This is a genomic window from Nonomuraea sp. NPDC048916 (assembly GCF_040649575.1).
In the GTDB taxonomy this organism is placed as follows: Bacteria; Actinomycetota; Actinomycetes; order Streptosporangiales; family Streptosporangiaceae; genus Nonomuraea.
This window is the reverse complement of the sequence record NZ_JBEZFS010000008.1, coordinates 25990-49038: the sequence shown is the minus strand read 5'-3', so window position 1 is coordinate 49038 and position 23049 is coordinate 25990. Positions and strand designations below refer to the sequence as shown.

24 protein-coding genes are annotated in these 23049 nt (G+C 70.2%); 8 read left to right on the top strand and 16 right to left on the bottom strand.

All coding sequences use genetic code 11. From position 1 onward, the window contains the following. Position 1 precedes the first annotated feature (1 nt). The 4 genes from tatA to AB0C16_RS09935 form a co-directional block, all read right to left on the bottom strand. Positions 2 to 331, bottom strand: coding sequence for a Sec-independent protein translocase subunit TatA (gene tatA, locus AB0C16_RS09950; protein ID WP_357680895.1), 330 nt, complete (start codon positions 329 to 331; stop codon positions 2 to 4). Positions 332 to 393: 62 nt separating this feature from the next. Continuing rightward, positions 394 to 561 carry a hypothetical protein gene (locus AB0C16_RS09945; RefSeq protein ID WP_357680893.1) on the bottom strand — a complete coding sequence of 56 codons (168 nt, stop codon included), beginning with the start codon at positions 559 to 561 and terminating at the stop codon, positions 394 to 396. Then, the gene (locus AB0C16_RS09940) at positions 558 to 1523 is read right to left on the bottom strand and encodes a WYL domain-containing protein (protein WP_357680891.1); all 966 of its coding nucleotides are present in this window, start codon (positions 1521 to 1523) and stop codon (positions 558 to 560) included. The genes AB0C16_RS09945 and AB0C16_RS09940 overlap by 4 nt, the downstream gene beginning before the upstream one ends. Next, positions 1520 to 2485: a WYL domain-containing protein gene (locus AB0C16_RS09935; RefSeq protein ID WP_357680889.1), complete on the bottom strand. Its 966-nt coding sequence runs from the start codon at positions 2483 to 2485 to the stop codon at positions 1520 to 1522. Before AB0C16_RS09935 ends, AB0C16_RS09940 begins: the two co-directional genes overlap by 4 nt. A gap of 37 nt (positions 2486 to 2522) precedes the next feature. Here AB0C16_RS09935 and AB0C16_RS09930 point away from each other — a divergent pair, with 37 nt between their 5' ends. After that, the gene (locus AB0C16_RS09930; RefSeq protein WP_357680887.1) at positions 2523 to 3605 is read left to right on the top strand and encodes a DUF3866 family protein; all 1083 of its coding nucleotides are present in this window, start codon (positions 2523 to 2525) and stop codon (positions 3603 to 3605) included. Here AB0C16_RS09930 and AB0C16_RS09925 read toward each other — a convergent pair. The 8 genes from AB0C16_RS09925 to prcB all read right to left on the bottom strand — a co-directional run bounded on the left by AB0C16_RS09925 (position 3551) and on the right by prcB (position 10844). Then, complete coding sequence (locus AB0C16_RS09925) at positions 3551 to 4039, bottom strand: DUF3291 domain-containing protein (RefSeq protein WP_357681228.1); 489 nt, start codon at positions 4037 to 4039, stop codon at positions 3551 to 3553. The genes AB0C16_RS09930 and AB0C16_RS09925 overlap by 55 nt on opposite strands. Before the next feature lie 24 nt (positions 4040 to 4063). After that, positions 4064 to 4708, bottom strand: a complete 645-nt coding sequence (locus AB0C16_RS09920; protein WP_357680885.1) for a helix-turn-helix domain-containing protein — start codon at positions 4706 to 4708, stop codon at positions 4064 to 4066. A 53-nt stretch (positions 4709 to 4761) separates the two neighbouring features. Next, on the bottom strand, positions 4762 to 5658 hold the full coding sequence (locus AB0C16_RS09915) for an FKBP-type peptidyl-prolyl cis-trans isomerase (RefSeq protein WP_357680883.1): 897 nt from the start codon (positions 5656 to 5658) through the stop codon (positions 4762 to 4764). A 78-nt stretch (positions 5659 to 5736) separates the two neighbouring features. Continuing rightward, entirely contained in the window at positions 5737 to 6657 is a 921-nt protein-coding gene (locus tag AB0C16_RS09910; RefSeq protein WP_357680881.1) for an FKBP-type peptidyl-prolyl cis-trans isomerase, read from the bottom strand. Between the two features lie 74 nt (positions 6658 to 6731). Beyond that, positions 6732 to 8090 carry a Pup--protein ligase gene (gene pafA, locus AB0C16_RS09905; RefSeq protein ID WP_357680879.1) on the bottom strand — a complete coding sequence of 453 codons (1359 nt, stop codon included), beginning with the start codon at positions 8088 to 8090 and terminating at the stop codon, positions 6732 to 6734. 255 nt (positions 8091 to 8345) lie between these two features. Continuing rightward, positions 8346 to 8864 carry a hypothetical protein gene (locus AB0C16_RS09900; protein ID WP_357681227.1) on the bottom strand — a complete coding sequence of 173 codons (519 nt, stop codon included), beginning with the start codon at positions 8862 to 8864 and terminating at the stop codon, positions 8346 to 8348. Positions 8865 to 9246: 382 nt separating this feature from the next. Beyond that, the gene (prcA, locus tag AB0C16_RS09895) at positions 9247 to 10077 is read right to left on the bottom strand and encodes a proteasome subunit alpha (protein ID WP_357680877.1); all 831 of its coding nucleotides are present in this window, start codon (positions 10075 to 10077) and stop codon (positions 9247 to 9249) included. 20 nt (positions 10078 to 10097) lie between these two features. Then, positions 10098 to 10844 (bottom strand): proteasome subunit beta, encoded by a 747-nt coding sequence (prcB, locus tag AB0C16_RS09890; protein ID WP_357681225.1) that lies wholly within the window; start codon positions 10842 to 10844, stop codon positions 10098 to 10100. Positions 10845 to 11165: 321 nt separating this feature from the next. Between prcB and AB0C16_RS09885 the strand changes: the two genes are divergently transcribed. Genes AB0C16_RS09885 through AB0C16_RS09865 form a run of 5 tightly spaced genes read left to right on the top strand, consistent with a single transcriptional unit; the run spans position 11166 to position 16365 of the window. Beyond that, on the top strand, positions 11166 to 12533 hold the full coding sequence (locus tag AB0C16_RS09885; RefSeq protein WP_357680876.1) for an extracellular solute-binding protein: 1368 nt from the start codon (positions 11166 to 11168) through the stop codon (positions 12531 to 12533). After that, on the top strand, positions 12520 to 13431 hold the full coding sequence (locus AB0C16_RS09880; protein WP_357680874.1) for a sugar ABC transporter permease: 912 nt from the start codon (positions 12520 to 12522) through the stop codon (positions 13429 to 13431). The genes AB0C16_RS09885 and AB0C16_RS09880 overlap by 14 nt, the downstream gene beginning before the upstream one ends. Beyond that, positions 13428 to 14246 (top strand): carbohydrate ABC transporter permease, encoded by an 819-nt coding sequence (locus AB0C16_RS09875; protein WP_357680872.1) that lies wholly within the window; start codon positions 13428 to 13430, stop codon positions 14244 to 14246. The genes AB0C16_RS09880 and AB0C16_RS09875 overlap by 4 nt, the downstream gene beginning before the upstream one ends. Continuing rightward, on the top strand, positions 14243 to 15289 hold the full coding sequence (locus AB0C16_RS09870; protein WP_357680870.1) for an ABC transporter ATP-binding protein: 1047 nt from the start codon (positions 14243 to 14245) through the stop codon (positions 15287 to 15289). The genes AB0C16_RS09875 and AB0C16_RS09870 overlap by 4 nt, the downstream gene beginning before the upstream one ends. 17 nt (positions 15290 to 15306) lie before the next feature. Then, positions 15307 to 16365, top strand: a complete 1059-nt coding sequence (locus tag AB0C16_RS09865; protein ID WP_357680868.1) for a DNA polymerase IV — start codon at positions 15307 to 15309, stop codon at positions 16363 to 16365. Between the two features lie 179 nt (positions 16366 to 16544). Here AB0C16_RS09865 and AB0C16_RS09860 read toward each other — a convergent pair whose 3' ends face one another. After that, positions 16545 to 16754 carry a ubiquitin-like protein Pup gene (locus AB0C16_RS09860; RefSeq protein WP_225291274.1) on the bottom strand — a complete coding sequence of 70 codons (210 nt, stop codon included), beginning with the start codon at positions 16752 to 16754 and terminating at the stop codon, positions 16545 to 16547. A gap of 150 nt (positions 16755 to 16904) precedes the next feature. Between AB0C16_RS09860 and AB0C16_RS09855 the strand changes: the two genes are divergently transcribed. Further along, entirely contained in the window at positions 16905 to 17309 is a 405-nt protein-coding gene (locus AB0C16_RS09855; protein ID WP_357680866.1) for a hypothetical protein, read from the top strand. A 91-nt stretch (positions 17310 to 17400) separates the two neighbouring features. Here the strand turns inward: AB0C16_RS09855 and dop are convergent, their stop codons facing one another. Then, a complete protein-coding gene (dop, locus tag AB0C16_RS09850; RefSeq protein ID WP_357680864.1) occupies positions 17401 to 18915 on the bottom strand; it encodes a depupylase/deamidase Dop in 1515 nt (504 codons plus the stop codon). A 242-nt stretch (positions 18916 to 19157) separates the two neighbouring features. Beyond that, entirely contained in the window at positions 19158 to 20276 is a 1119-nt protein-coding gene (locus tag AB0C16_RS09845) for an acyltransferase (RefSeq protein ID WP_357680862.1), read from the bottom strand. Between the two features lie 118 nt (positions 20277 to 20394). On the opposite strand from AB0C16_RS09845, the gene AB0C16_RS09840 reads away from it, so the two are divergent. After that, the gene (locus tag AB0C16_RS09840; RefSeq protein ID WP_357680860.1) at positions 20395 to 21186 is read left to right on the top strand and encodes a serine hydrolase; all 792 of its coding nucleotides are present in this window, start codon (positions 20395 to 20397) and stop codon (positions 21184 to 21186) included. Between the two features lie 95 nt (positions 21187 to 21281). Here AB0C16_RS09840 and arc read toward each other — a convergent pair whose 3' ends face one another. Continuing rightward, positions 21282 to 23045 carry a proteasome ATPase gene (gene arc / locus AB0C16_RS09835; protein ID WP_357680858.1) on the bottom strand — a complete coding sequence of 588 codons (1764 nt, stop codon included), beginning with the start codon at positions 23043 to 23045 and terminating at the stop codon, positions 21282 to 21284. Positions 23046 to 23049 lie beyond the last annotated feature (4 nt).

Here is a 23049-nt window from a genome sequence, read left to right as displayed (position 1 = left end):
GTCAGACTTGCTTGTCGGCCTTGCCCGCGGCGGCGCGGAGCCTGGCGGCCTGCTCCTCAAGCTGGCGTGCCTGCTCCTCGGCCGAGAGCCCTGGGGCGACCGGGGCTGCCGGGATCTGCTGCGGCGTGACCGGCTGCTGCTGGGACTGCGCCTGGGCCTGAACGGTGGTCTGCCCGTCCTCATCGTCGTCACGCAGCTTGGCCGTCTCCGACTTGAAGATGCGCAGGGACCTGCCGACTCCCCTGGCCATCTCCGGCAGCTTCTTGGCGCCGAACAACATGATGAGCACGACGGCGATGATCAGAAGTTCGGGAACTCCGAGTTGTCCCATGTGACATCCTCACCAAGCTAGTGCGTTTTCAGCCACGATCGTACGCTGCCTCAGGATAAGACTCACCCCTCCGGCGGCCGTAATCTGGCCCGCCTCGGCTCCAGCTGCGCCTGGGCCGCGGCGACTTCCCTGTTGAGACTACGTGCCGCGGCGACGGCTCGCGCACCGGTGACGGCCAGCGCGGCCATCCCGGCGGCGCCGAGCCCCGCGGCCAGGAAGATCCAGGTCATGACCGCTGAGAGTACAGCGTCAGGGCCCGCTCGGCCTCCGCGCGCACCCGGTCGGCCATGGCGGGCGGCGCCACCACCCTGCCGGTGTCGCCCAGCCGCAGCGCCAGCTTGAGGATCCAGTCCTCGTCGCGGGCGCGCAGCGCGACCCGCAGCCGGCCCTCGCCCAGCTCGGTGACCTTCTCGCACGGGTAGTACTCCGCCACCCAGCGGCCGGCGGCGGTCACCTCCAGCTCGACCAGCTCGTCGGTGGGCGACGGCCGGAAGACGCCCTGGGCGACGTCGATCGGCTCGGCCTCGGCGGGCGGGTCGGCGGGCACGTCGAGCACCTCGACGCCGAGCACCCGGTCGAGCCGGAACAACCGCATCGCCTCGGCCCGGTAGCACCAGCCCTCCAGGTAGGTGCGGCCGTCGACGATCACCACCCGCATGGGGTCGACGTCGCGGGGCGTCACCTCGTCGCGGCCGGGCACGTAGTAACGCAGCGACAGCCGGCGCCGCCTGGTGAGCCCCTCGCGGACACGGGGCAGCGCGTCGGGGGCGGCGTCGACGTCGACGGCGACCTGGCTGCTCACCTCGGCGGCGCCCTCCCCTGCGGCCCGCTCCAGCTTGGCCACCACCCGGGGCAGCGCGTCGCCCGGCACCTCGGCCAGCTCCGGCATCGCGGCCAGCATGCGCAGCGCCACCAGCAGCGCGCTGGCCTCGTCGATGCCGAGCCGCAGCGGCCTGGCGATGGTGTCGGCGTTGTCGATGAGGATCTCGCCGCCGTCCCAGGACACGTCGATCAGGTCGCCGGGGGTGTGCCCCGGCAGCCCGCACATCCACACCAGTTGCAGGTCGTCGATGAGCTGCTTCTCGCTCAGCCCGAACACCTCGGCCACCTCGCCCACCTGCGCGCCCGGGTGCGACATCAGGTAGGGGACGAGCGCCAGCAGCCTCGGCAGCCGGTCGGCGGATCCGCTCACGCGAGTGCCCCTTTCAGTCGCCGGATGACGGCCTCACGGGCGTCGGGCGGCTCGGCCACCTCGACGTCGGAGCCCAGGCTGGCCATCCATCCGGCCAGCCGCTCGGGATCGGTGAAGGACAGCTCGGCCTCGTCCCAGCCGCCGGCGCCGGGATGCACGGACCTGGCCAGCTGGCGCAGCCCCTCGCAGGTGCCCTGGCGGACCCGGATCAGGGCCACGCGCTCCTCCATCGCCTCGTCGGGGAAACCCACCATGGCCCGCAGATCGACCCCGGGCGGCACCTCGACGGCGCCCGGCCTGCCGACGGTGGTGACCTGGCCGGTGATGCGGGAGAGCCGGAAGGCGCGCGGCGCGTCGCGGTCGCGGTCGAAGCCCGCCAGGTACCAGCGGCCGCGCCGGCTGACCACGCCCCAGGGCTCGACCGTGCGGCTGCGCACGCTCTCGCTGCCGGCGCCGCGATAGTCGAACCGCACCACCCGCCGGTCGCGAACGGCGTCCCACAGGGCCGGGAAGGCCGGGTCGCGGGTGTCGACCCGCAGCTCCAGAGCCCCGCCCGCGCCCGCGCCGGTGCCGACGGCGTCGTCGGTGGCCACGCCGCCCGCGCGCAGCTTGAGCAGCGCGCCGGAGGCGGCCTCGGCGAGGCTGGCCCGCTGCCACACCTGGGCGGCCAGTCCGAGCACGGCCGCCTCGTCGGGTTCGAGGGTGATCTCCGGCAGCTCGTAGGAGGTGCGCTCGATGCGGTAGCCGGGCTCGTCCTCCCACGGGTCGCGCACCACGTCGATGGGGATGCCGATCTCGCGCAGCTCGTTCTTGTCGCGCTCGAACATCCGCTGGAACGCCTCGTCGCCCTCACGGTCGTAGCCGGGGACGGCGTGGCGGATCTGCTCGGCCGACAGCGGGCGCCTGGTCGCGAGCAGGCAGATCACCAGGTTCAGCAACCGCTCGGTCTTACGGCGCGACATCTGCTCACTCCTCCTTCTTGGACGCTACCCTGCCCCCGTGATCAGATGGCGCAAGGGCGAGGTCGTACGGATCCGGCGCGAGTGGCCGGGAGCGATGGAACTGGAGGTCGCCGTCTCCGAGGGCACGGGGCCCCCCGGATCGTGCCGGGCGCTGGCCTATCCCCCCCTGGTGGGCCGCCCGGAACCCGGCGACGAGGTGCTGCTCAACACGACGGCACTCGCGATGGGTCTCGGTACGGGAGGTTACGCCATGGTGGTGGCCGTGCCGAACCGTTTGCCGGAAGATCCGGACGGCCCCGGGCACCTGGTGAAGGCGCGTTACACGCCGCTGCAGGCCACCGTGCTCGGCGCGGACGAACAGGACTCCCCCTTCCACGAGGCGCTGCGCGAGGCCGACTCGCTGGACGGGATGCCCGTGGTCGTGGCCGACCTGCACTCGGCGCTGCCGCCGATCCTGTGCGGGCTGTACGAGTCGGCGAAGGACGCGCGGGTCGCGTACGTGATGCTGGACGGCGGGGCGCTGCCCGCGTGGTTCTCGATGACGTGCGCCCGGCTGCGCGAGGCCGGCTGGCTGGCCGGGGTGGTCACGGTGGGCCAGGCGTTCGGCGGCGACGTCGAGGCGGTCACCACCCACACCGGGTTGCTGGCGGCCAGGCACGTGCTCGACGCCGACGTGGCGATCGTGACCCAGGGGCCCGGCAACCTCGGCACGGGCACCCGGTGGGGGTTCTCGGGCGTCTCGGCGGGCGAGGCGGTCAACGCCGCGGCGGTGCTGCTCGGCCGGCCGGTGGCGGCGTTGCGGGTCAGCGAGGGCGACAGGCGGGAGCGCCACCTCGGGGTGTCCCACCATTCGCTGACCGCCTACGGCCGCGTCGCCCTGTCGCCCGCCCGGGTGCCGGTGCCGCTGCTGCCCGGTGAGTTCGGCGAGCGGGTCAGGGACCAGGCCGAGCTGCTGGCCGTCCGCCACGAACTGGTGCCGGTGCCGGTCGACGGGCTGCACGAGGCGCTGCGGGCCTCACCGGTCACGCTGTCGACCATGGGCCGGGGGCTGGAGGAGGATCTGGCCTACTTCCTGGCGTCGGCGGCGGCGGGCAGGCTCGCGGCCTCGCTGCTGTCGTAGGAGTCCTTGAAGGTGAACGCCTCGGGGCCCGGCCCTTCGGCCCTGAGGCGTTCGAGGCGCCGCATCGCCTCGGCGAGCGTCGGCAGGTGGCCCTCGGGGATCCACCACATCACCAGGTGCGGCTCGGCCATCCGCAGAAACCACTCCCTGCGGCGGCGCAGCACGCCCAGGTGGGCGCTGCGGTAGGCGTAGTTCCACAGCGACTCCAGCGACTCCCACACCGAGAAGTTGACCAGCAGGTGGTCGCCGTAGGGGTGGGCGAGGGTGGCCGTGGGGTCCTGCTCGCTCTCCTTCATCCGCCACACGAAGCCGGGCGAGGTGTCGGCGAGCTCGTTGACGGGCTCGAGGAGCTCGACGAACGTGGCGAGCTCGGGGGCGTCGATCGGCGCGCGCAGGTGGGCGATGTTCAGCTGGGCGAGATGCATGGCGTCCAGCACACCATCCCCGCACCTTCTATGTCAATCTCCGTTTATTTTAGAAAGGGAGACGCAGCATTCCCCCGGCCTCGGTTCGAGCCGCACGCGGTCCGGATCGTCGCCCAGCCCCTCCAGCAGGCCCTGGCACAGGGCCAGGTTCATCGAGCAGACCAGCAGCGGCTGCTCCCGCGACAGCGCGTGGAAGGGGCAGTTGCGCATGCGCAGCCGGTCGCCCTCGGGGTACGGCTCGTAGCCGCGCCCGCGCAGCACGGCCTCCACGGGCTCGCCGTCACGCTCGGCCGCCAGCCGCCGCCCCGCCCGGCGGGCCGCCAGCTCGGCCTGCTCGTCGGCTCCGAGCAGCTCGACCACCTCGGCCAGCACCGAGGCCAGCGCGCGGTAGTCGCGCGGCGGCAGGCTCACCGACCGCTCTCCCCCGGCCCTGCGGTAGACCTTCGCGGGCCGCCCGCTGCCCGGCCCCTTGCGCTCCTGACGGCGCCGGCCGCTCTCGAGCAGGCCGGCCTCCACCAGCTTGTCGAGATGGTGCCCGGCCAGGGTCCGCGAGACCCCGGTCGCCTCGGCCGCCTCTCCCCGGCCCACCTCACCGCCGCTGGCCGCCACGACCTCGTACAGGCTGCGTCGTACGGGATCGTGCAGCAGGGCCAGCGCGTCCAGGTGGTCTTCGCTCACAGCCGGAGTCTAGGACGTGCGCACGCGGGCGCGGGAAGCCCCGACCGGGCCGATCAGTACGCGGCCAGCACGTCGACCACGAAGACGAGGGTGTCGCCCGCGCCGATGCCGAAGGCCGGCTGCCCGGACGGGCCGTACCCGTAGGCGGGCGGGACGATCATCAGGACCCGGCTGCCGACGGGGACACCGGTCAGCGCCCGGTCCCAGCCCTTGATCACGCTGCCGTCGCCGATGGTGAACGCCTTGGGCAGGCCCGTGCTCCAGGTGGTGTCGAACACCCGGCGTCGCTCCCACACGGCCCCCTCGTGCTGGGTGACCAGTAGTTGTCCCGTCCGTGTCCGGGGGCCGCTCCCCTTGGACAGCACCTTGGCGACGAACCGCTCAGGCGGCGCCGACCTCGGCACCGACAGCCGGGGACGGGCGCCGCCGCCGGCCCGCACGCCCGCCAGCGAGCCGCCGCGCGCCTTGACCGAGGCGCCCTTCGGGTGCGCGCCGAGGATGTCGATCACGTAGAACAGCTCGTCGCCGGGGCCGACGCCCCGCGGCGGGTTGGCGCCAAACCCCTCGCCGGGCGGGATGGCGGCGATCACCCTGCTGCCCGCGCGGCGCCCCCGCAGGGCTTTGTCCAGGCCGGGCAGCAGCCGCCCCACCGGGAAGGCCACGGGCGCGCCGCGGGTGAAGCTGGAGTCGACGAGCCGGTTCTCCCGGCCGTCCCAGACGTGCGCGGTGTAGTGCACGATCGCCAGGTCGTCCGCGCGTAGCGACGCGCCCGCGCCCGCGGCGAGCTGGTCGATCCGCAGGCCGGCCGGGGGCCGGCCCTGAGGGAAGACGACCGTGGGCCGGACGCCGAACGCGCCGCCCACCTTGAGCTCGGGATCGGCGATCCGCTCGCCGGTGCACGCGGCCAGCAGCGCCAGCGACAGCAGCAGCGGCACTGCTCTGCGGAGCATCGGCGCCTCCCACGCGCGGCGGCCCGGCGGCGTGGCGCCGCCGGGCCGCACGATGCTATCGCGGTATCAGACCGCCCGTCAGTAAGCCGCGAGGACGTCCACGACGAAGACCAGCGTGCTGTTGCCCGGGATGCCCTGCTGCTCCTGGGCGCCGTAGCCGAGGTCCGGCGGGATGCTCATCACGACCCGGCTGCCAACCGGCACATCGACCAGGCCCTTCTGCCAGCCCTGGATGACGTTGCCGAGCGGGAACGAGGCCGGCTCGCTCTTGCCCCAGCTGGAGTCGAACTCCTTGTCGGTGCCCCAGATCTTGCCCGTGTAGTGGACGGTCAGGGTGTTGGCCGCCTGAACCTTGGCGCCGGTGCCCTCGATCAGCGTCTTGACGACGAGCTCCTTGGAGGGCTTGTCCTTCGTCTTGGTGGTCAGCGTCGGGGCCTTGTCGCCGCCCGGGTTGTCGACCTTGACGCCCTTGAGGGTCTCGCCGGTCTCCTTGCCGGTGGCCGCCTTCAGCGCCTCGGGCGGCGAGCCGACCACGTCAAGCACGAACACCTTGGTCGGCGTGGCCTGACCCTGCTGCGCGGCCGAGTCGGCGGCCATCACGGCCAGCAGCCGGCCGCCGTGCTTGACCTTGGTGAAGCCCTCCTGCAGCACCTGCGGCAGCTGCTGGTCGACGCCGATCGTCTCGGGCGTCTTGGTGTCGTAGGAGGAGCCCTGGAAGGCGTTGTCCTTGCCGTCCCAGTTGTAGACGGTCAGGTTGACGATCACCTTGTCGCCGCTCTTGACCGCGGGGCCGGTGCCCTCGGCCAGCACCTCGTAGGACGACTTGCTGGCGGGGGTGCCGGTCGGGAAGGCCACCGTGGGCTTGGCGCCCACGGTGCCGGTGACCTTCACCCCGGCCGACGCGTCTCCGCCTCCGGTGGCGCCGGAGTCGGAGTCGCCGCACGCGGCAGCGAAGAGGATCAGAGGCACGGCGGCCAGAACGGCCAATGCGCGGCGCATGGATTTCCCTCGGAAAGACGTCAGATTCGCGTCACTGTATCTGACATCCAGGTAGTGGCGAGGTAAACCGCCTTCTACATCCCCGCGATCAGCTTGTCCACCCTCTCGTCGACGCTGCGGAACGGGTCCTTGCAGAGCACCGTGCGTTGTGCCTGGTCATTGAGCTTGAGGTGCACCCAGTCGACGGTGAAATCGCGCCGCTTCTCCTGCGCCTTGCGGATGAACTCACCCCGCAGCCGCGCCCTGGTGGTCTGCGGCGGCACCGACTTGGCCTCGAAGATCTTCAGATCGGAGGCCACCCGCTCCACCGAGCCGCGCTTTTGCAGCAGGTAGAACAGGCCGCGCTTGCGGTGCACGTCGTGGTAGGCGAGGTCGAGCTGCGCCACCCTCGGCGACGACAGCGGCAGGTCGTACTTCTTGCGGTAGCGCTCGATCAGCTGGTATTTGGTCACCCAGTCGATCTCGCGCGCCACCAGGTCGAGGTTGCCGGTCTCGACCGCGGTCAGGGTGCGCTCCCACAGCTCCAGCACCTGCCGGGTGATCGCGTCGCCACCGCGGCGGTCGACGAAGTCCTTGGCCTTGGACAGGTATTCCTGCTGGATCTCCAGGCTGGACGCCTCGCGCCCGTTGGCCAGCCGGACCCGCCTGCGCCCGGTCATGTCGTGGGAGACCTCGCGGATCGCGCGGATCGGGTTCTCCAGCGACAGGTCGCGCATCACCGTGCCCGCCTCGATCATGCGCAGCACCAGGTCGGTGGCGCCGACCTTGAGCAGCATGGTCGTCTCGCTCATGTTGGAGTCGCCCACGATGACGTGCAGGCGGCGGAACCGCTCGGCGTCGGCGTGGGGCTCGTCACGGGTGTTGATGATCGGCCTGCTGCGCGTGGTGGCGCTGGAGACGCCCTCCCAGATGTGCTCGGCCCGCTGGGACACGCAGTAGACGGCGCCGCGGGGCGTCTGCAGCACCTTGCCCGCGCCGCAGATGATCTGCCGCGTGACCAGGAACGGGATCAGCACGTCGGCCAGCCGGCCGAACTCGCCGTGCCGCCCGACCAGGTAGTTCTCGTGACAGCCGTAGGAGTTGCCGGCGGAGTCGGTGTTGTTCTTGAAGAGATAGATATCGCCGGCGATGCCCTCTTCGCGCAGTCGCTTCTCGGCGTCGACGAGGAGTCCTTCGAGGATCCGCTCGCCGGCCTTGTCGTGCGTGACGAGCTCGATGACGTTGTCACACTCGGGTGTTGCGTATTCAGGATGGCTGCCCACGTCGAGGTAGAGACGTGCGCCGTTGCGGAGGAAGACGTTGCTCGATCGGCCCCAGGACACGACTCGCCGGAACAGGTAGCGCGCGACCTCGTCGGGGGACAGCCTGCGCTGGCCCCTGAACGTGCAGGTCACGCCGTACTCGTTCTCCAGCCCGAAGATGCGACGATCCATCACCTCACACTATGCCCACGGATGGGCGCGCGGGAGAGATCTTGCCGGGTGTTTTGCCGCAGCGCCTGCTCCGGCGCCTCGTCCCGGCATCTCCAAGCCTCCCCGCAACTCCCGCACGGGCTCTCGTACGGCTCCCGCACGGCACACCCGCACGGCTCCCGCATGGGCTCCCGCACGGCTCTCATGCGGCACCCCGTCCGGCTCGTGCGGCTCTCGTCGGCACCCCGTACGGCTCGTGCGGCACCCCCCGTACGGCTACGGGGTGAAGATCTCCTGGACTCGGACGATCTTGCCCTTGTGGACCGTGATGAGGGAGGGACGGCCCTGGTCCTTGACCCGCTTGAGCAGCACGGCGCGGGAGCAGCGCTTGTCGCCGAGCCCGGTCTTGCGGTCGACCGTCATGCCGGTCATCGCCCGGCCGCAGCCGACGGCCGACAGGTAGACGACGTTCCTGGCCACGGGCGAGGCGTAGGCGGTCACGTCACCCTCGGGCGGGCCGACGAAGTAGCCCTCGGTGTGGGTGTCCTTCTTCCACTTGATCGGCTCGTACTCGGCGACGCCGCCGTGCGCCCCGGTGATCCAGCCGCGCAGGATGCCGTTGTGCCGGGAGTGGACGCGCTTGGTGAAGTCATGCTTCGGGTCCGCCTGGAAGGTGGTGCCGAAGATCTTGGGTGCCTTGTACCTGGGAATCGCACTGGTGGCGTCGGCGGCCACGGCGGAGGTCAGCAACACGGCCGCGGCGGCACCGCCGGCCAGCAGGGTGCGCATCGTCATCTTCACGGACAATACGATGTCCGATCACGTCCCCCGGTTCGCCCGCCAAAGAGTGAGCCACATCACACCGGCCCGACATGCCCGACTACCCCACCCAGTCTCGCTCCATCCGGGCTAAGCCCTCCAAGACCGGCCATCCGGATCCACCGTCAGGGATCCACCGTCAGGGATAGGCCGTCAGGGATAGGCCGTCAGAGATAGGCCGTCAGAGATAGGCCGTCAGAGATAGGCCGTCCGGGATCGGCCGTCCCGGAACCACCATCCGGGATCGGCCGTCCCGGAACCACCATCCGGGATCGGCCGTCCCGGAACCGTGGCAGGCGATCGGCGTGGAAGGCGGGGGACGTCGCCCCCGCCGGGCACCACGGGCGGACGCCGGGTTCTACAGCGGGGAGGACCCGTCGTCCACGTCACCGTCGGGGCCGGTGGGAGGACCCGTGGGAGGACCGGTCGGCGGGCCCTCGGGCGCGCCGGGCGTCTCACCGGAGCCGGCCTCCGGAGCCGCGGGCTCGGACGGCTCAGACGGTGTGGCCGTCTGGGCGAGCAGGCGTTCGAGGCGGGCGCCGGTGAGCCGGAGGAACTTGCGGTGCTCGCGGTTGCGGTCGAGCACCGCCACCTCGAGCTGCCCGATCGGCGGGCGCTCGCCGCCCGGCTCGGTCAGCGCGGCCACCGCCGTCTCCAGCGCCTCGGCCAGCGGCATCGACTCCCGGTAGCGCTCCTTCACCCGCGTCGACACGGCGTCGGCCTGGCCGCCCATCGCGGCGAAGCCGTGCTCGTCGAAGACCGAGCCGTCGAAGGTCAGCCGGTAGATGGCGTCGCCGTCGGGCGTGTCGCCCACCTCGGCCACGACGACCTCCACCTCCAGCGACTTGATCGACTCGGTGAAGATGCGGCCCAGATTGGAGGCGTAGAGGTTGGCCAGGCCGCGGCCCGTCACGTCGGAACGGTCGTAGGTGTAGCCGTTGATGTCGGCGTAGCGGATGCCGCCGAGCCGCAGCTCCTCGAACTCGTTGTAACGCCCCACGGCGGCGAAGCCGATGCGGTCGTAGATCTCGCTGATCTTGTGCAGCGCCCGGGAGGGGTTGGGCGCGACGAACAGGATGCCGTCGGCGTACTGCAGCACGACGACGGAGCGGCCCCGCGCGATGCCTTTGCGCGCGTAGTCCGCCTTGTCCCGCATGATCTGCTCAGGGGACGCATATCCGAAAGGCATGGACACCGTGATGGTCCTTTCTAGCGCAGCGGGGCGATGGGGCCGTCGGGCGAGATCAGGCGGGCTTCGAGCATCTGCTCGACGTAGCCGGACACCTGCTCCTCGCTCAGCCGGCGGAACCCGTCGGCGTCGATGACGGACACGATCGGCCAGATCTTGCGGGTGACATCGGGACCGCCGGTCGCCGAGTCGTCGTCGGCCGCGTCGTACAGCGCCTGGATCAGCGTCATCGCCATGTCGTCGGCGGAGGCCCCATCACGGTAGAGCTTCTTCAGCGAGCCCCGCGCGAAGATCGAGCCTGAGCCGATCGCGTCGAACCGCTCCCGCTCGTAGGGGCCGCCCGCCACGTCGTAGCTGAAGATCCGTCCCCCGTCGCGGTCGGGATCGTAGGCGGCGAACAGCGGCACCACCACCAGCCCCTGCATCGCCATCGCCAGGTTGCCGCGGATCATCGTGGCCAGCCGGTTGGCCTTGCCGTTGACCGACATGGTCCGGCCTTCCAGCTTCTCATAGTGCTCCAGCTCCACCCGGTAGAGCCTGGCCATCTCGATGCCGGTGCTGGCCGTGCCCGCGATGCCCATGCAGGAGTAGTCGTCGGTGCGGAACACCTTCTCGACGTCACGCTGCGAGATGATGTTGCCCGACGTCGCCCGCCGGTCACCCGCCATCACCACCCCGCCCGCGAAGGTGGCGGCGACGATCGTGGTCGCGTGGGGAACCTGGTCGCCGATCGGTGTGGCCAGGATCGTGTCCCGCTGCGGCAGCAACTGGGGCGCATGTGAGCCGACGAACTCGGTGAACGACGAACTTCCGGTGTTGTGGAAAAGCTGGTTCACCAAGCCGACAGGCAGATCCCTGTGCGATGCCACGCGACTCCCTCCCAAAGGTCAGTGTTCCTAGGGCGACCCTACTCATGTTGCGTCGCTGTCTGCACTTCCCACGATCAGCTCACGGCGAACCCCTCGGGAGGGCTCCACCCCCACGCGACACCGGGGTTCGGGCCCCGTCCGTGTTCAGATCGTTTCTTTACGGCCGCCAGAGGGCGTGCGATTGTCGGTATGTCTGCACGTCCTGAACAGGAGGCCGACATGCGACTCCCCAGCCGACCTGCGGTGATCGCGGCATTGACCATCCTCGCGCTCAGCTCCTGCGGCACCGGGACACCGTCCGGAGGGGAGAGCGTCACCCTCACCATCGCCGCCAACTCGATCTCCGGCGGCAAGAACTCCGACTCCGCCGACTGGATCAAGCGGTGGGTGATCCCCGAGTTCGAGAAGACCCACCCGAACGTCAAGGTGTTGTTCCAGCCGAGCGGCGTGGACGACGAGCAGTACAAGACCAAGATCGCGCTCGACCTCAAGTCGAGGACGGGAGCCGACGTCATCGACCTGGACGGCATCTGGGTGGGTGAGTTCGCCCAGGCCGGCTACATCAAGCCGCTCGCCGAGGTCGGCGGGGCCGGCGTCGACGCGTGGGAGGGCTGGTCGCAGATCCCGCAGGCCGTGCAGGGGCTCGGCATCTTCGACGGCAAGAAGTACGGGCTGCCGCAGGGCACCGACGGCCGCGTCCTGTTCTACAACAAGACGCTGTTCGAGAAGGCCGGGCTGCCCGACCCGTGGCAGCCCGCGAGCTGGCAGGAGATCATCGACGCCGGCACGAAGCTGAAGGCCGCCGGGGTTCCCACGCCCATCCAGATCAACGCCGGCACCGCGATGGGCGAGGCCACCACCATGCAGGGCGTGCTGCCGCTGCTCGTGGGCGCCGGCTCGGAGATCTACACCGGCGGCAAGTGGACGGGCGCCTCCCAGGCCATGAAGGACGTGCTCGGCTTCTACCAGCAGATCTACGGCGGCAGCGGGCTGGGTGACCCCAAGCTGCAGCAGGAGGCCAAGGGCCGCGACAAGTCGTTCGCCCAGTTCGCCGAGGGCAAGATCGCCATCCTGGCGGAGAGCGACTACTTCTGGCGCTCCGTCGTCGAGCCCAAGGCCGGGGTCGCCCCCATGAAGGACCGCGACACGGTCGTCGGCTACGCCAAGATCCCTGCCAGGCAACCCGGCGCCGGCATCCGCGGCCAGGACCACGTCAGCATGTCCGGCGGCGCCGTGCGGGTGCTCAACCCGTTCTCCAAGAACCCCAAGCTGGCCTGGGAGCTGCTGTCCTTCATGCACGGGGCGGCCGCCACCAAGTCGCAGCTGGCCGGGCAGGCGCGCATCAGCTCCCGCACCGACGTCAACGACGAGGTGCTCACCGGTGACCCGATGCTGAGATTCGTCGCCGACGAGGTGCTGCCCATCACCGCCTACCGGCCGGGCGTCGCCGTCTACCCGCAGATCTCCGTCATCCTGCAGGAGGCCACCGCCGACGTGGTCAGCGGCAAGAGCGCCGACGAGGCGGCCACCGCCTACCAGACCAAGCTGGAGGGACTGGTAGGTGGCGCCGCCAATGTCAGCGGCTGACGCCGCCGGACTGGGCAGGGGCAGGGCGGTCGGTTTCGTCCTGCCCGCGCTCGTCCTGATCGGCGTCTTCCTCGTCTTCCCGGCGATCTGGACGATCTACCTCGGGCTCACCGACTACCGGCTGACCGGGCTGGCCGCCGCCAACCCTCAGGTCGTCGGGCTGGACAACTACACCGCCGCGCTGCGGGACCCGCGTTTTCTCGGCTCGCTCTGGCTGACCGTCGTCTACGTCGGCGGCTCGGCCATCCTCGGCCAGGCCGGGCTCGGCTTCGCGCTGGCCTGGGTGCTGCGCACGCGTACGGGCTGGGTGCGGCGGATCGTCGAGGGCGTGGTGCTGCTGTCGTGGATCCTGCCCAGCACCGTCGTCGGGTTTCTCTGGTTCGCCCTGCTCGACCGCGACGACGGCACCCTCAACGCGCTGCTGAACACGCCCGGATTCGGCTGGCTGCTCGACTATCCGCTGCTGTCGATCGTCGTCTTCAACGTCTGGCGGGGCACGGCCTTCTCGATGATGCTCTACGCGGCCGCCCTGGAGAACGTGCCGCCCTCACACCTCGAGACCGCCCGGCTGGCCGGGGCGAGCGTCTTCCAGCAGCTGCGCGACGTCGTCCTGCCGCTCATCCGGCGGCACATCCTGACCAACCTGCTGCTCATCAGCCTGTGGACGTTCAACGACTTCACCCCGTTCGTGCTGACCGGCGGCGGGCCGGAGGGACGGTCGGAGATCCTGCCGATCTACGTCTACAACGTGGCGCTGAGGGGCGGGCAGCTCGGCGTGGGCGCCGCCATCTCCTTCCTCATCCTGCTGATCAACCTTGTCTTCGCCCTGACCTACCTGCGGCTGCTGCGGGGCCGCCGCGGGCAGGAGCCCGCCCCGGTGGGAGGACCCCCGGCATGATCAGGCACACCGTCGGGCGGCTGGTGGCCACCGTGTTCATCGCGGTCGTGCTGGCCTTCTTCACGCTGCCGATGCTCTGGCTGGCGACCGCGCCGTTCGACGACACCCCGGCGATCAGCACCTCCGTCCCCGAGTTCACGCTGAACAACTTCGCCGCCATCCTCGACAACCCGTACGCGCTGGGCTCCATCCGCAACTCGCTCATCCAGGGCGGCGGCGCGGCGGCGCTCATCGTGGTGCTGGCCGCGCTGGCCGCCTACGCGCTCTCGCGGGTGCGGGTGCCCGGCCGCGACGTGCTGCTCTACCTGCTCCTGCTGCTGTCGTCGGTCGTCACCGGCACGGCGGCCATGGTGCCCATCTTCGAGCTGGCCACCCGGCTCGACCTCATCGACACCCACCTCGGCGTCATCCTGGTCGTCTCCGGCGGCCTGCTCCCCGCGGCGATCTTCATCCTGAAGGACTTCATGGACGAGACGCCGACCACCTACGAGGAGTCCGCCCGGGTCTTCGGCGCCTCCTCGCTGCAGATCCTCCGGCACATCGTGGTGCCGCTGGTGCGGCCGGGCCTGGCCACCATCGCCGTGTGGGCGCTGGCCAGCGTCTGGGGCGGCTTCCTGTTCCAGTTCATCCTGCTGCGCGACCCGGACAAGGCGCCCGGCTCGGTCATCCTCTACACCCTCTACACCGAGGGCGGCGCGCCCAAGCTCGACCTCATCTCCACCTTCTCGCTGCTCTACTCGCTGCCGGTGGTCGCGATGTACCTGTTCGTCTCGCAGCGCTACGGCTTCCGCTTCCACGGAGGGATCAAGCGGTGATCTCCCTGCACGGCCTGACCAAGGTGTTCCCCGGCGGAGTGCGCGCCCTCGACGGCATCGACCTCACGATCGGCGACGGCGAGTTCTTCGCCCTGCTCGGACCGTCGGGTTGCGGGAAGACGACGCTCCTGCGCACCATCGCCGGCCTGGAAACCGCCACCACTGGAAATATCTACATAAATAAGACAGACGTCACGTCGTTACCGCCCGGCCGCAGGAACGTCGCCATGGTCTTCCAGGACTACGCGCTCTTCCCCCACATGGACGTCACCGAGAACATCGCCTACCCCCTGCGCGTCCGAAAGGTGCCCCGCGCCGAGCGCACCGCCAAGGCCGCCGACGTCGCCCGGCGGCTCAGCCTGTCGGAGCTCCTGCGCCGCCGCCCCGCCCAGCTCTCCGGCGGCCAGCAGCAACGCGTCGCCCTGGCCCGCGCCATCGCCTGCCACCCCACCGCCTTCCTGTTCGACGAGCCGCTGTCCAACCTCGACGCCCGGCTCCGTCTCGAAGCCCGTACCTTCCTCAAACGCCTGCAGCGCGAGCTCGCCGTCACCACCGTCTTCGTCACCCACGACCAGGCGGAGGCCCTGGCGCTCGCCGACCGCATCGCCGTCATGTCCCAGGGCCGGATGGTCCAGGTCGGCACCCCTTCCGAGGTCTTCCAGCGCCCCGCCACCACCTTCGTCGCCTCCTTCATCGGCTCCACACCGATGAACCTGCTGCCCGCCAAGACATCGGGCGGCTCCCTCCACGTGGCCGGCGCCGTCCTGCCCGCCCCGGCCGGCCTCACCGACGGCGACGACATCGTGTACGGCGTACGCCCCGAGTACATGGACCTGTCCCCCGCCGAACGCCCCGACGCCTTCCCCGGCACCGTCTCCGTCCTGGAGAACCTCGGCACCAGCACCCTGGTCACCCTCGAAGGGGCCGGCACCTTCATCCAGGCCGTGGTCGACGAGGGCGACGAGCCGCGGCTCGGAGACCACGCGTGGGCCGTGCCGCGCCGCGCGCTCGTCTACCGCGGCGACGAGCTCCTGTCACCCTGACCGGCATACTGGACGTCATGTCCACCGGGGACTGGATCCTGCACGTGGACCTCGACCAGTTCATCGCCGCGGTCGAGCTCCTGCGCCGTCCCGAGCTGCGCGGCAGACCCGTCGTCGTCGGCGGCTCGGGCGATCCCACCCGGCCGCGCACCGTGGCCGCGACCGCCACCTACGAGGCCCGCGCTCACGGTGTCCACTCCGGCATGCCCCTGCGGACGGCGCTCAGGCTCTGCCCCGACGCCGTCTTCCTGCCCAGCGACCCGCCCGCCTACGAGGCGGCGTCGGAGCGCGTCATGGCCGTGTTGCGCGCGTTCCCGGTGGCGCTCGAGGTCTGGGGGTGGGACGAGGCGTTCGTCGGCGCCCGCACCGATGACCCGGAGGCGCTCGCCGCCGACATCCGGCGCGCGGTGCTCGCCGAGACCGGGCTGTCGTGCTCCGTGGGCATCGGCGACAACAAGCACCAGGCCAAACTCGCCTCAGCGTTCGCCAAACCGGGCGGCGTCTTCCGGCTCACGGGCGAGAACTGGGCGGAGGTCATGCACCATCGGCCCACCGACGCCCTCTGGGGCATCGGAGCCAGGATCTCCGGGAGACTCGCCGGCCTCGGCCTGCACACGGTCGCCGAGCTGGCCGCCGCCGACCCCGCCGAGCTGGCGCGCCACTTCGGCCCCACCAACGGCCCCTGGTATCACTATCTCGCCCTCGGCAAGGGAGAGGCGGAGATCGTCACCACCCCGTGGGTGCCGCGCGGCCACAGCCGCGAGATCACCTTCGCCGAAGACCTCACCGACGGCTCGGAGATCGCCGCCCAGGTCGCAGCGCTGGCCGGGCAGGTCGCCGCCGACGCCATCGCCGGGAACCGAGTGATCGTCAGGGTCTCGGTCAAGGTAAGGTTCGCGCCCTTTCTCACTCGTACCCGGCAGTCCAAACTCTGCGCGCCGACCACCGACGCGGCGGCGCTGACCCGCGCCGCGCTGGCCGTGCTCGGCCGCTTCGACCTCGACCGCCCCGTTCGCCTGCTCGGCGTGGCGGTCGACTACGAGATGCCGGATCAGACCCGCACGGCCCTCCCGTAGAACGCCGAGCGCGCCTCCTCGGCCGCGATCAGCGCCCGCACCTCCTCATCGGACATCCCGGCGAGCTCGTACTTCTCGAACAAAGCCTCCGCATGGGCCGGCGCACGCCGGGCAGGCCTTCGCGCGAAGTCTTCCTCGGTGCTGCCGTAGCGATTGCTCTCATGCCTGACCGGCTTGCCCTACTCTCCGCCCTTCTGGACGTAACTGCGCACGAACTCCTCCGCGTTCTCTTCGAGAACCTCGTCGATCTCGTCCAGGATCGCGTCCACGTCGTCGGTGAGCTTCTCCTGACGCTCCTGCACATCCGGCGCCGCCGAGGCCTCGGTCTCCTCGACCTCGGACTCGCGCCGACCGGCCTGCTTCTGCCCGCCGGTGTCCTTGCTTGCCATGTCCTACCTCCATGGTGGGGGACTACCTCTCTCCCCCATATCTTCCCCGAACGGACCGACAATGCGCGCCGATCACCCAGCGATCTTGCGCGCTTGACTAGATAGCACCCCTATCCAATACTGGACCCACGTCCCCATCGGAGGTGTGCGATGTCCCCCTCATCCCTCAGCACGGCAGGTGTGCTGCTCATCACAGTGCCGGCGGTCGCCTTCGGCGGCGTCTCACTGCTCTCGTTCCTCATGCGTAACACGCCCGGCTATCTGGACAACCCGGTGCGTCGCGGTCTCTGGCGCGCGGGTCATGCCCATGCCGGCGTGCTGGTCCTGTTCAGCCTGGTCGCGATGCTGTACGTCGATCAGGCCGATCTGTCCGACGGCCTGAAGGACATGGTGCGGCTGCTGATCGTGGCGGCGCCGATCCTGATGCCGCTCGGGTTCTTCCTGTCGGTGGTCCGGCCGAGCGACACCAAGCCGAACAAACTGATCTGGCTGACGGCGCTGGGCGGAGCGTGCCTGGCCGCGGGCACGCTGACGCTGGGCATCGGATTGGTCTGAACCGGGCCGGCCCCGGCCCGGGCGCCTTTACGTTGTAGATTCACATTGTGGATTTTGGCGCCGGACCGGGCCGGACCGGCCCGGCGGCGGGTCAGTCGCCGCCGGTCAGCGCCGCGACGAGGTCGGCGGCGGTGCGGCAGCGGTCGAACAGCTCCCCGACGTGGGCCTTGGTGCCGCGCAGCGGCTCCAAGGTGGGCACCCGCTGCAGGGACTCGCGGCCGGGGATGTCGAAGATGACCGAGTCCCAGGAGGCCGCGGCGACCGACTCGCTGTACTGCCGCAGGCAGCGGCCGCGGAAGTAGGCGCGGGTGTCGCTGGGTGGGTTCTCGACCGCGCGCTGCACCTCGTCCTCGGTGACCAGGCGCTGGATGCGGCCGCGGGCCACGAGGCGGTTGTAGAGGCCCCGGTCGGGCCGGATGTCGGAGTATTGCAGGTCGACGAGCTGCAGCCGGGGATGCGACCAGGGCAGGTCGTCGCGGGTGCGGTAGCCCTCGAGGAGCTCGAGCTTGGCGACCCAGTCGAGCTCACGGGAGAGCTGCATGGGGTCTTCGGCCAGGCGGGTGAGGACGGACTCCCAGCGATCGAGGATGTCCTTGTTCATCTCCTCCTGGGCGATGCCTCGCTCTTCGACGTATTTGCGCGCCTGCTCCAGGTATTCCATCTGGAGCTGGATCGCGGTCAGCTTGCGGCCGTCGCGCATCGGGATCTCGTAGCGGCACGCCGGGTCGTGGGAGACCGCGCGCAGGGCCTGGACGGGGTTCTCCACGGCCAGGTCGCGCGTCAGGAACCCGTCCTCGATCATGGCCAGGACGAGCGCGGTGGTGCCGAGCTTCAGGTAGGTGGAGATCTCCGACATGTTGGCGTCGCCGATGATCACGTGGAGGCGGCGGTATTTCTCGGGATCGGCGTGCGGCTCGTCCCTGGTGTTGATGATCGGCCGCTTGAGCGTCGTCTCCAGGCCCACCTCGACCTCGAAGAAGTCGGCCCGCTGGCTGATCTGGAAACCCTCGCCGCGTGAGTCCTGGCCGATGCCGACCTTGCCCGCGCCGACGACGACCTGGCGGGAGACGAAGAACGGGGTGAGGTGGCGGACGATGTCGGCGAACGGGGTGGCGCGCCGCATCAGGTAGTTTTCGTGGCAGCCGTAGGAGGCGCCCTTGGCGTCGGTGTTGTTCTTGTACAGCTGGATGGGCGCGTTGGACGGGATGGCCGAGGCCCGCTGGGCGGCGTCGTACATGACCCGCTCCCCCGCCTTGTCCCAGATGACGGCGGCGCGCGGGTTGGTGCACTCGGGCGTGGAGTATTCGGGGTGGGCGTGGTCGACGTAGAGGCGGGCGCCGTTGGTCAGGATGACGTTGGCCAGGCCGAGGTCCTCGTCCGTGAGCTGGGTGGGATCGGCGACCTCCCTGGCCAGGTCGAAGCCCCGCGCGTCGCGCAGAGGATTCTCCTCCTCGAAGTCCCACCGTGCCCTGCGGGCGCGGGCCGCCGAGGCGGCCAGGTAGGCGTTCACCACCTGCGAGGAGGTCACCATCGCATTGGCGCCTGGCTGACCAGGTACGGAGATGCCGTACTCGGTCTCGATGCCCATCACCCGACGCACCGTCATGCAACACCCTCTGTTCGTCCGGGGTCTGTTCTATCCGCCGTTTATATGCCTGAGCCTATGCCCTTCACAGTGCCCCAGGGTCACAGAGTTATGGCACCGACGCCTCCAGAACCTGTACGGCGGAGCCGCGCGGTGTCGCGGCACACGCGTGGATTAGGGCCTTTCGAGTCACGTACCCGGCGGGCCGTGTACGTGAAGTCGGAGGTCCCGGGCGTGGCGCGCCCGTGCCGCACCGGCCGGGGTCAGGCTGACGGCACCCTCTCCCGGCGCGCGGCGGCTGCCGGTGCCGCGGTCCCGCGAGGTTTGAGCAGCCGCTGGATGGGGCGTTCGGCGAAGGCGTAGACGAGATACGACAGGAGCACGGCGGCGAGCGTGGTGATCGTGGCGACGAGCCACGGGTCCAGCCGGCTCACGAGCGGCGGGACGAGGGCCACGGCGACGACGGAGTGGAACAGGTACAGCGGGTAGGTGGTGCCGCCGAGCGCGGTGAGGATCCTGGACGGCCTGAGCCTGAGCACGCCGAGCGCGACCAGCGCCATCGCGGCGAAGACGACCGTGATCGTGATGATGACGCTGACGTCGCCGACGGGCATGTTCTTGAATCCGGCGAGCTTGATCCGGCCGTGCACGCGCTCGAGCGCGGAGTGCAGCGACATGGCCCACCCGGCGACCACGTACAACCACGGCAGCCAGGCGCTGCCGTGCTTGTGGATCAGGTAGAGCGCCATGCCGGCGATGAAGTAGGGGGCGTAGCGGGGCATGACGATCTGGTTGAGCAGGTCGTTGCCGAGCAGCTCGGCGCCGAACGCGGCCACCAGCCAGATCCCGCAGAAGACCAGCACCCGGCCGTAGGTGACCCCGATGATCACCAGGATCGCCATGAGCAGGTAGAAGCGGAGTTCGACCCAGAGCGACCAGTAGACGCCGGCGGCGTCGGTGACATCGAACAACCGCTGGAACATGGTGGCGTTCACCAGGTACTCGCCCGCCGAGAGCTTCGGGTCGAGCGCCTTGGCGCCCGTGAAGGCGTAGAGCCCGGCGACGGCCAGAAGACTGAGCCAGTAGGCCGGATAGAGCCTGACGAGCCTGGACCTGGCGAACGCGCCGACCCCGCGTCCCCAGGCGCTCATCAGGATGACGAAGCCGCTGATGACGAAGAACAGCTCGACGCCGAGGATGCCCAGCCCGGCCAGGGGGGCGAGACCGGGGAAGAGCTCGGCGGGCCGGTCGCCCCACACGGAGGCGTACGCGACGAAGTAGTGGAAGGCGAGCACGGCCAGCGCGGCGATGAACCGCAGCAGGTCGAGTTCGGCCAGCCGGCCGTCCCCGCGAGCATGCCTCGGCCGGTTGGGTTGATGCACGCCCCCTTAGACGTCACATTGATCACTTCGGTTCCATCTGTCCCAACTTTCCCATCGGACTCCCGCCGCGGGAGGGGCGTATGGGGGCCGGTGACCGATCCGTGAAATCGTGTGCCCCGTGACCGATATCGAGAAGATCGCCGCGGGCTGCCCGGGCACGCTCGCGGTGGCCGTGCGGGTCCCCGGGCGGCCCGGGTTCGCCATGGCGGTGAACGAGGACGCCGAGCTCCCGCTGGCCAGCGTGGGCAAGCTGCTGCTACTGGCCGAGGTGGCCATGGGCGTGGAGGACGGCCGGCTCGACCCGGCGGAGCCGCTGGCGGTGCGCGAGGACGACCTGTGCGCCGGGTCGGGGCTGCTGACGGGCCTGTCGGCGCGCATGTGGACGGTGGCCGACCTGGCGCTGCTCACGGCGGCGGTGAGCGACAACACCGCGACGAACGTGCTGCTGCGCCGGGTCGGCCTCGACCGGGTGAACGAGGCGGCGGCCGGGCTGGGCCTGTCACGCACCCGGCTGCTGGACCGGATCAGGGAGCCGCGCGCCCCCGGGCACCCTCCGACGTTCGCCGTGGGCACCGCCGGGGAGCTGGCGGGCCTGGCGGAGCGGGTCGCCTCCGGGGACGGCTGGCGGGCGCGGCTGCGCGGCTGGATGCTGGCCAACACCGACCACGGTCTCGTGCCGGGGCTGGTCACCCACGATCCGGAGGGGTCGTGGGTGGCGAACAAGACCGGCACCGACGACGGTGTCCGGTCGGACGTGGGGCTCATGGGCACGCTCGCCTACGCCGTGCTCGCCGCCGGCCCGCCCGGCTCCGACGCGGGCCTCGTGCACGCCGTACGGCGGGCGGGCGCGCTGATCGCGGCCGTCCCCGGCGCCCTCACCGGCGCCCCGCGGCGGGCGGCGAACGGGTAGCGGCGAACGGTAGCGGCGGACGGGTAGCGGCGGACGCGGAAGGGGCCGCGCGGTGGTCCGCGCGGCCCCTCTGCGCCGGATGACCGGCCGCGTGCCTACAGGTACTGGCCGGTGTTGGCCACCGTGTCGATGGAACGGCCGGCTTCGGCGCCCTGCTTGCCGGAGACGAGGGTGCGGATGTAGACGATCCGCTCGCCCTTCTTGCCGGAGATGCGGGCCCAGTCGTCGGGGTTGGTGGTGTTGGGCAGGTCTTCGTTCTCGGAGAACTCGTCCACGCAGGCCGCGAGCAGGTGTTGCACCCGCAGACCCTTCTGGCCGCTCTCCAGGAACTGCTTGATGGCCATCTTCTTGCCGCGGTCGACGATGTTCTGGATCATCGCGCCGGAGTTGAAGTCCTTGAAGTAGAGGACTTCCTTGTCGCCGTTGGCGTAGGTCACCTCGAGGAAGCGGTTTTCCTCGCTCTCGGTGTACATGCGCTCGACGACGCTCTGGATCATGCCGTGGATGGTGGCCTCACGGGAGTCGCTGTGCTCGGACAGGTCGTCCGGGTGCAGCGGAAGGTCCGGGATGAGGTACTTCGAGAAGATGTCCTTGGCCGCCTCGGCGTCCGGCCGCTCAATCTTGATCTTGACGTCCAGGCGGCCGGGCCGCAGGATCGCCGGGTCGATCATGTCCTCGCGGTTGGAGGCGCCGATGACGATGACGTTCTCCAGGCCCTCGACGCCGTCGATCTCCGACAGCAGCTGGGGCACGATGGTGTTCTCCACGTCGGACGACACGCCCGAGCCCCGGGTCCGGAAGATCGAGTCCATCTCGTCGAAGAACACGATCACCGGGGTGCCCTCTGAGGCCTTCTCGCGGGCCCGCTGGAAGACCAGGCGGATGTGCCGCTCGGTCTCGCCGACGTACTTGTTGAGCAGCTCGGGGCCCTTGATGTTGAGGAAGAAGCTCTTGCCGGACTGGCCGGTCTTCTCCGCGACCTGCTTGGCCAGGGAGTTGGCGACGGCCTTGGCGATGAGCGTCTTGCCACAGCCGGGCGGGCCGTAGAGCAGCACGCCCTTGGGCGGGCGCAGCTTGTGCTCGCGGAACAGGTCGGCGTGCAGGTAGGGCAGCTCGATGGCGTCCCTGATCTGCTCGATCTGCCTCATCAGGCCGCCGATCTCCTCGTAGGAGATGTCGGGGACCTCTTCGAGGACGAGCTCTTCGACTTCGGACTTGGGAATGCGCTCATAGACATAGCCCGACCGAGGCTCCAGAAGGAGCGAGTCGCCCGCCCTGATGGGCTGGCCGACCAGCGACTCGGCCAGCCGCACGACGCGCTCCTCGTCGGCGTGCGAGATGACCAGGGCGCGCCGGCCCTCGTCGAGCAACTCCTTGAGCATCACGATCTCGCCGATCTCTTCGTAGCCGAGGGCTTCGACCACGTTGAGCGCCTCGTTGAGCATGACCTCCTGGCCACGCCGCAGCGAATCGACGTCGACGGCGGGGCTGACGTTCACCCGCAGCTTGCGGCCGCCGGTGAACACCTCGATCGTGCCGTCTTCCCGGGCCTCGAGGAAGGTGCCGAATCCGGACGGCGGCTGCGCCAGCCGGTCGACCTCCTCCTTGAGAGCCACGATCTGGTCCCTGGCCTCCTTGAGTGTGGCCACCAGGCGTTCGTTCTGGCCGGTAACGGCCGCGAGGTTAGCCTGTGCCTCATGAAGGCGTTCTTCGAGGACTCTGGCCTGACGGGGTGACTCGGCCAGCTTCCGCCTCAGCGCGGTGATCTCCTCTTGGAGGAAGGAGACCTGTGTTGAAAGATCAGCGACCTCCCGTTCGCGCTGCGCGGCTCGAGCCTCAGCATCATCGCGAGCTGCCACGCCC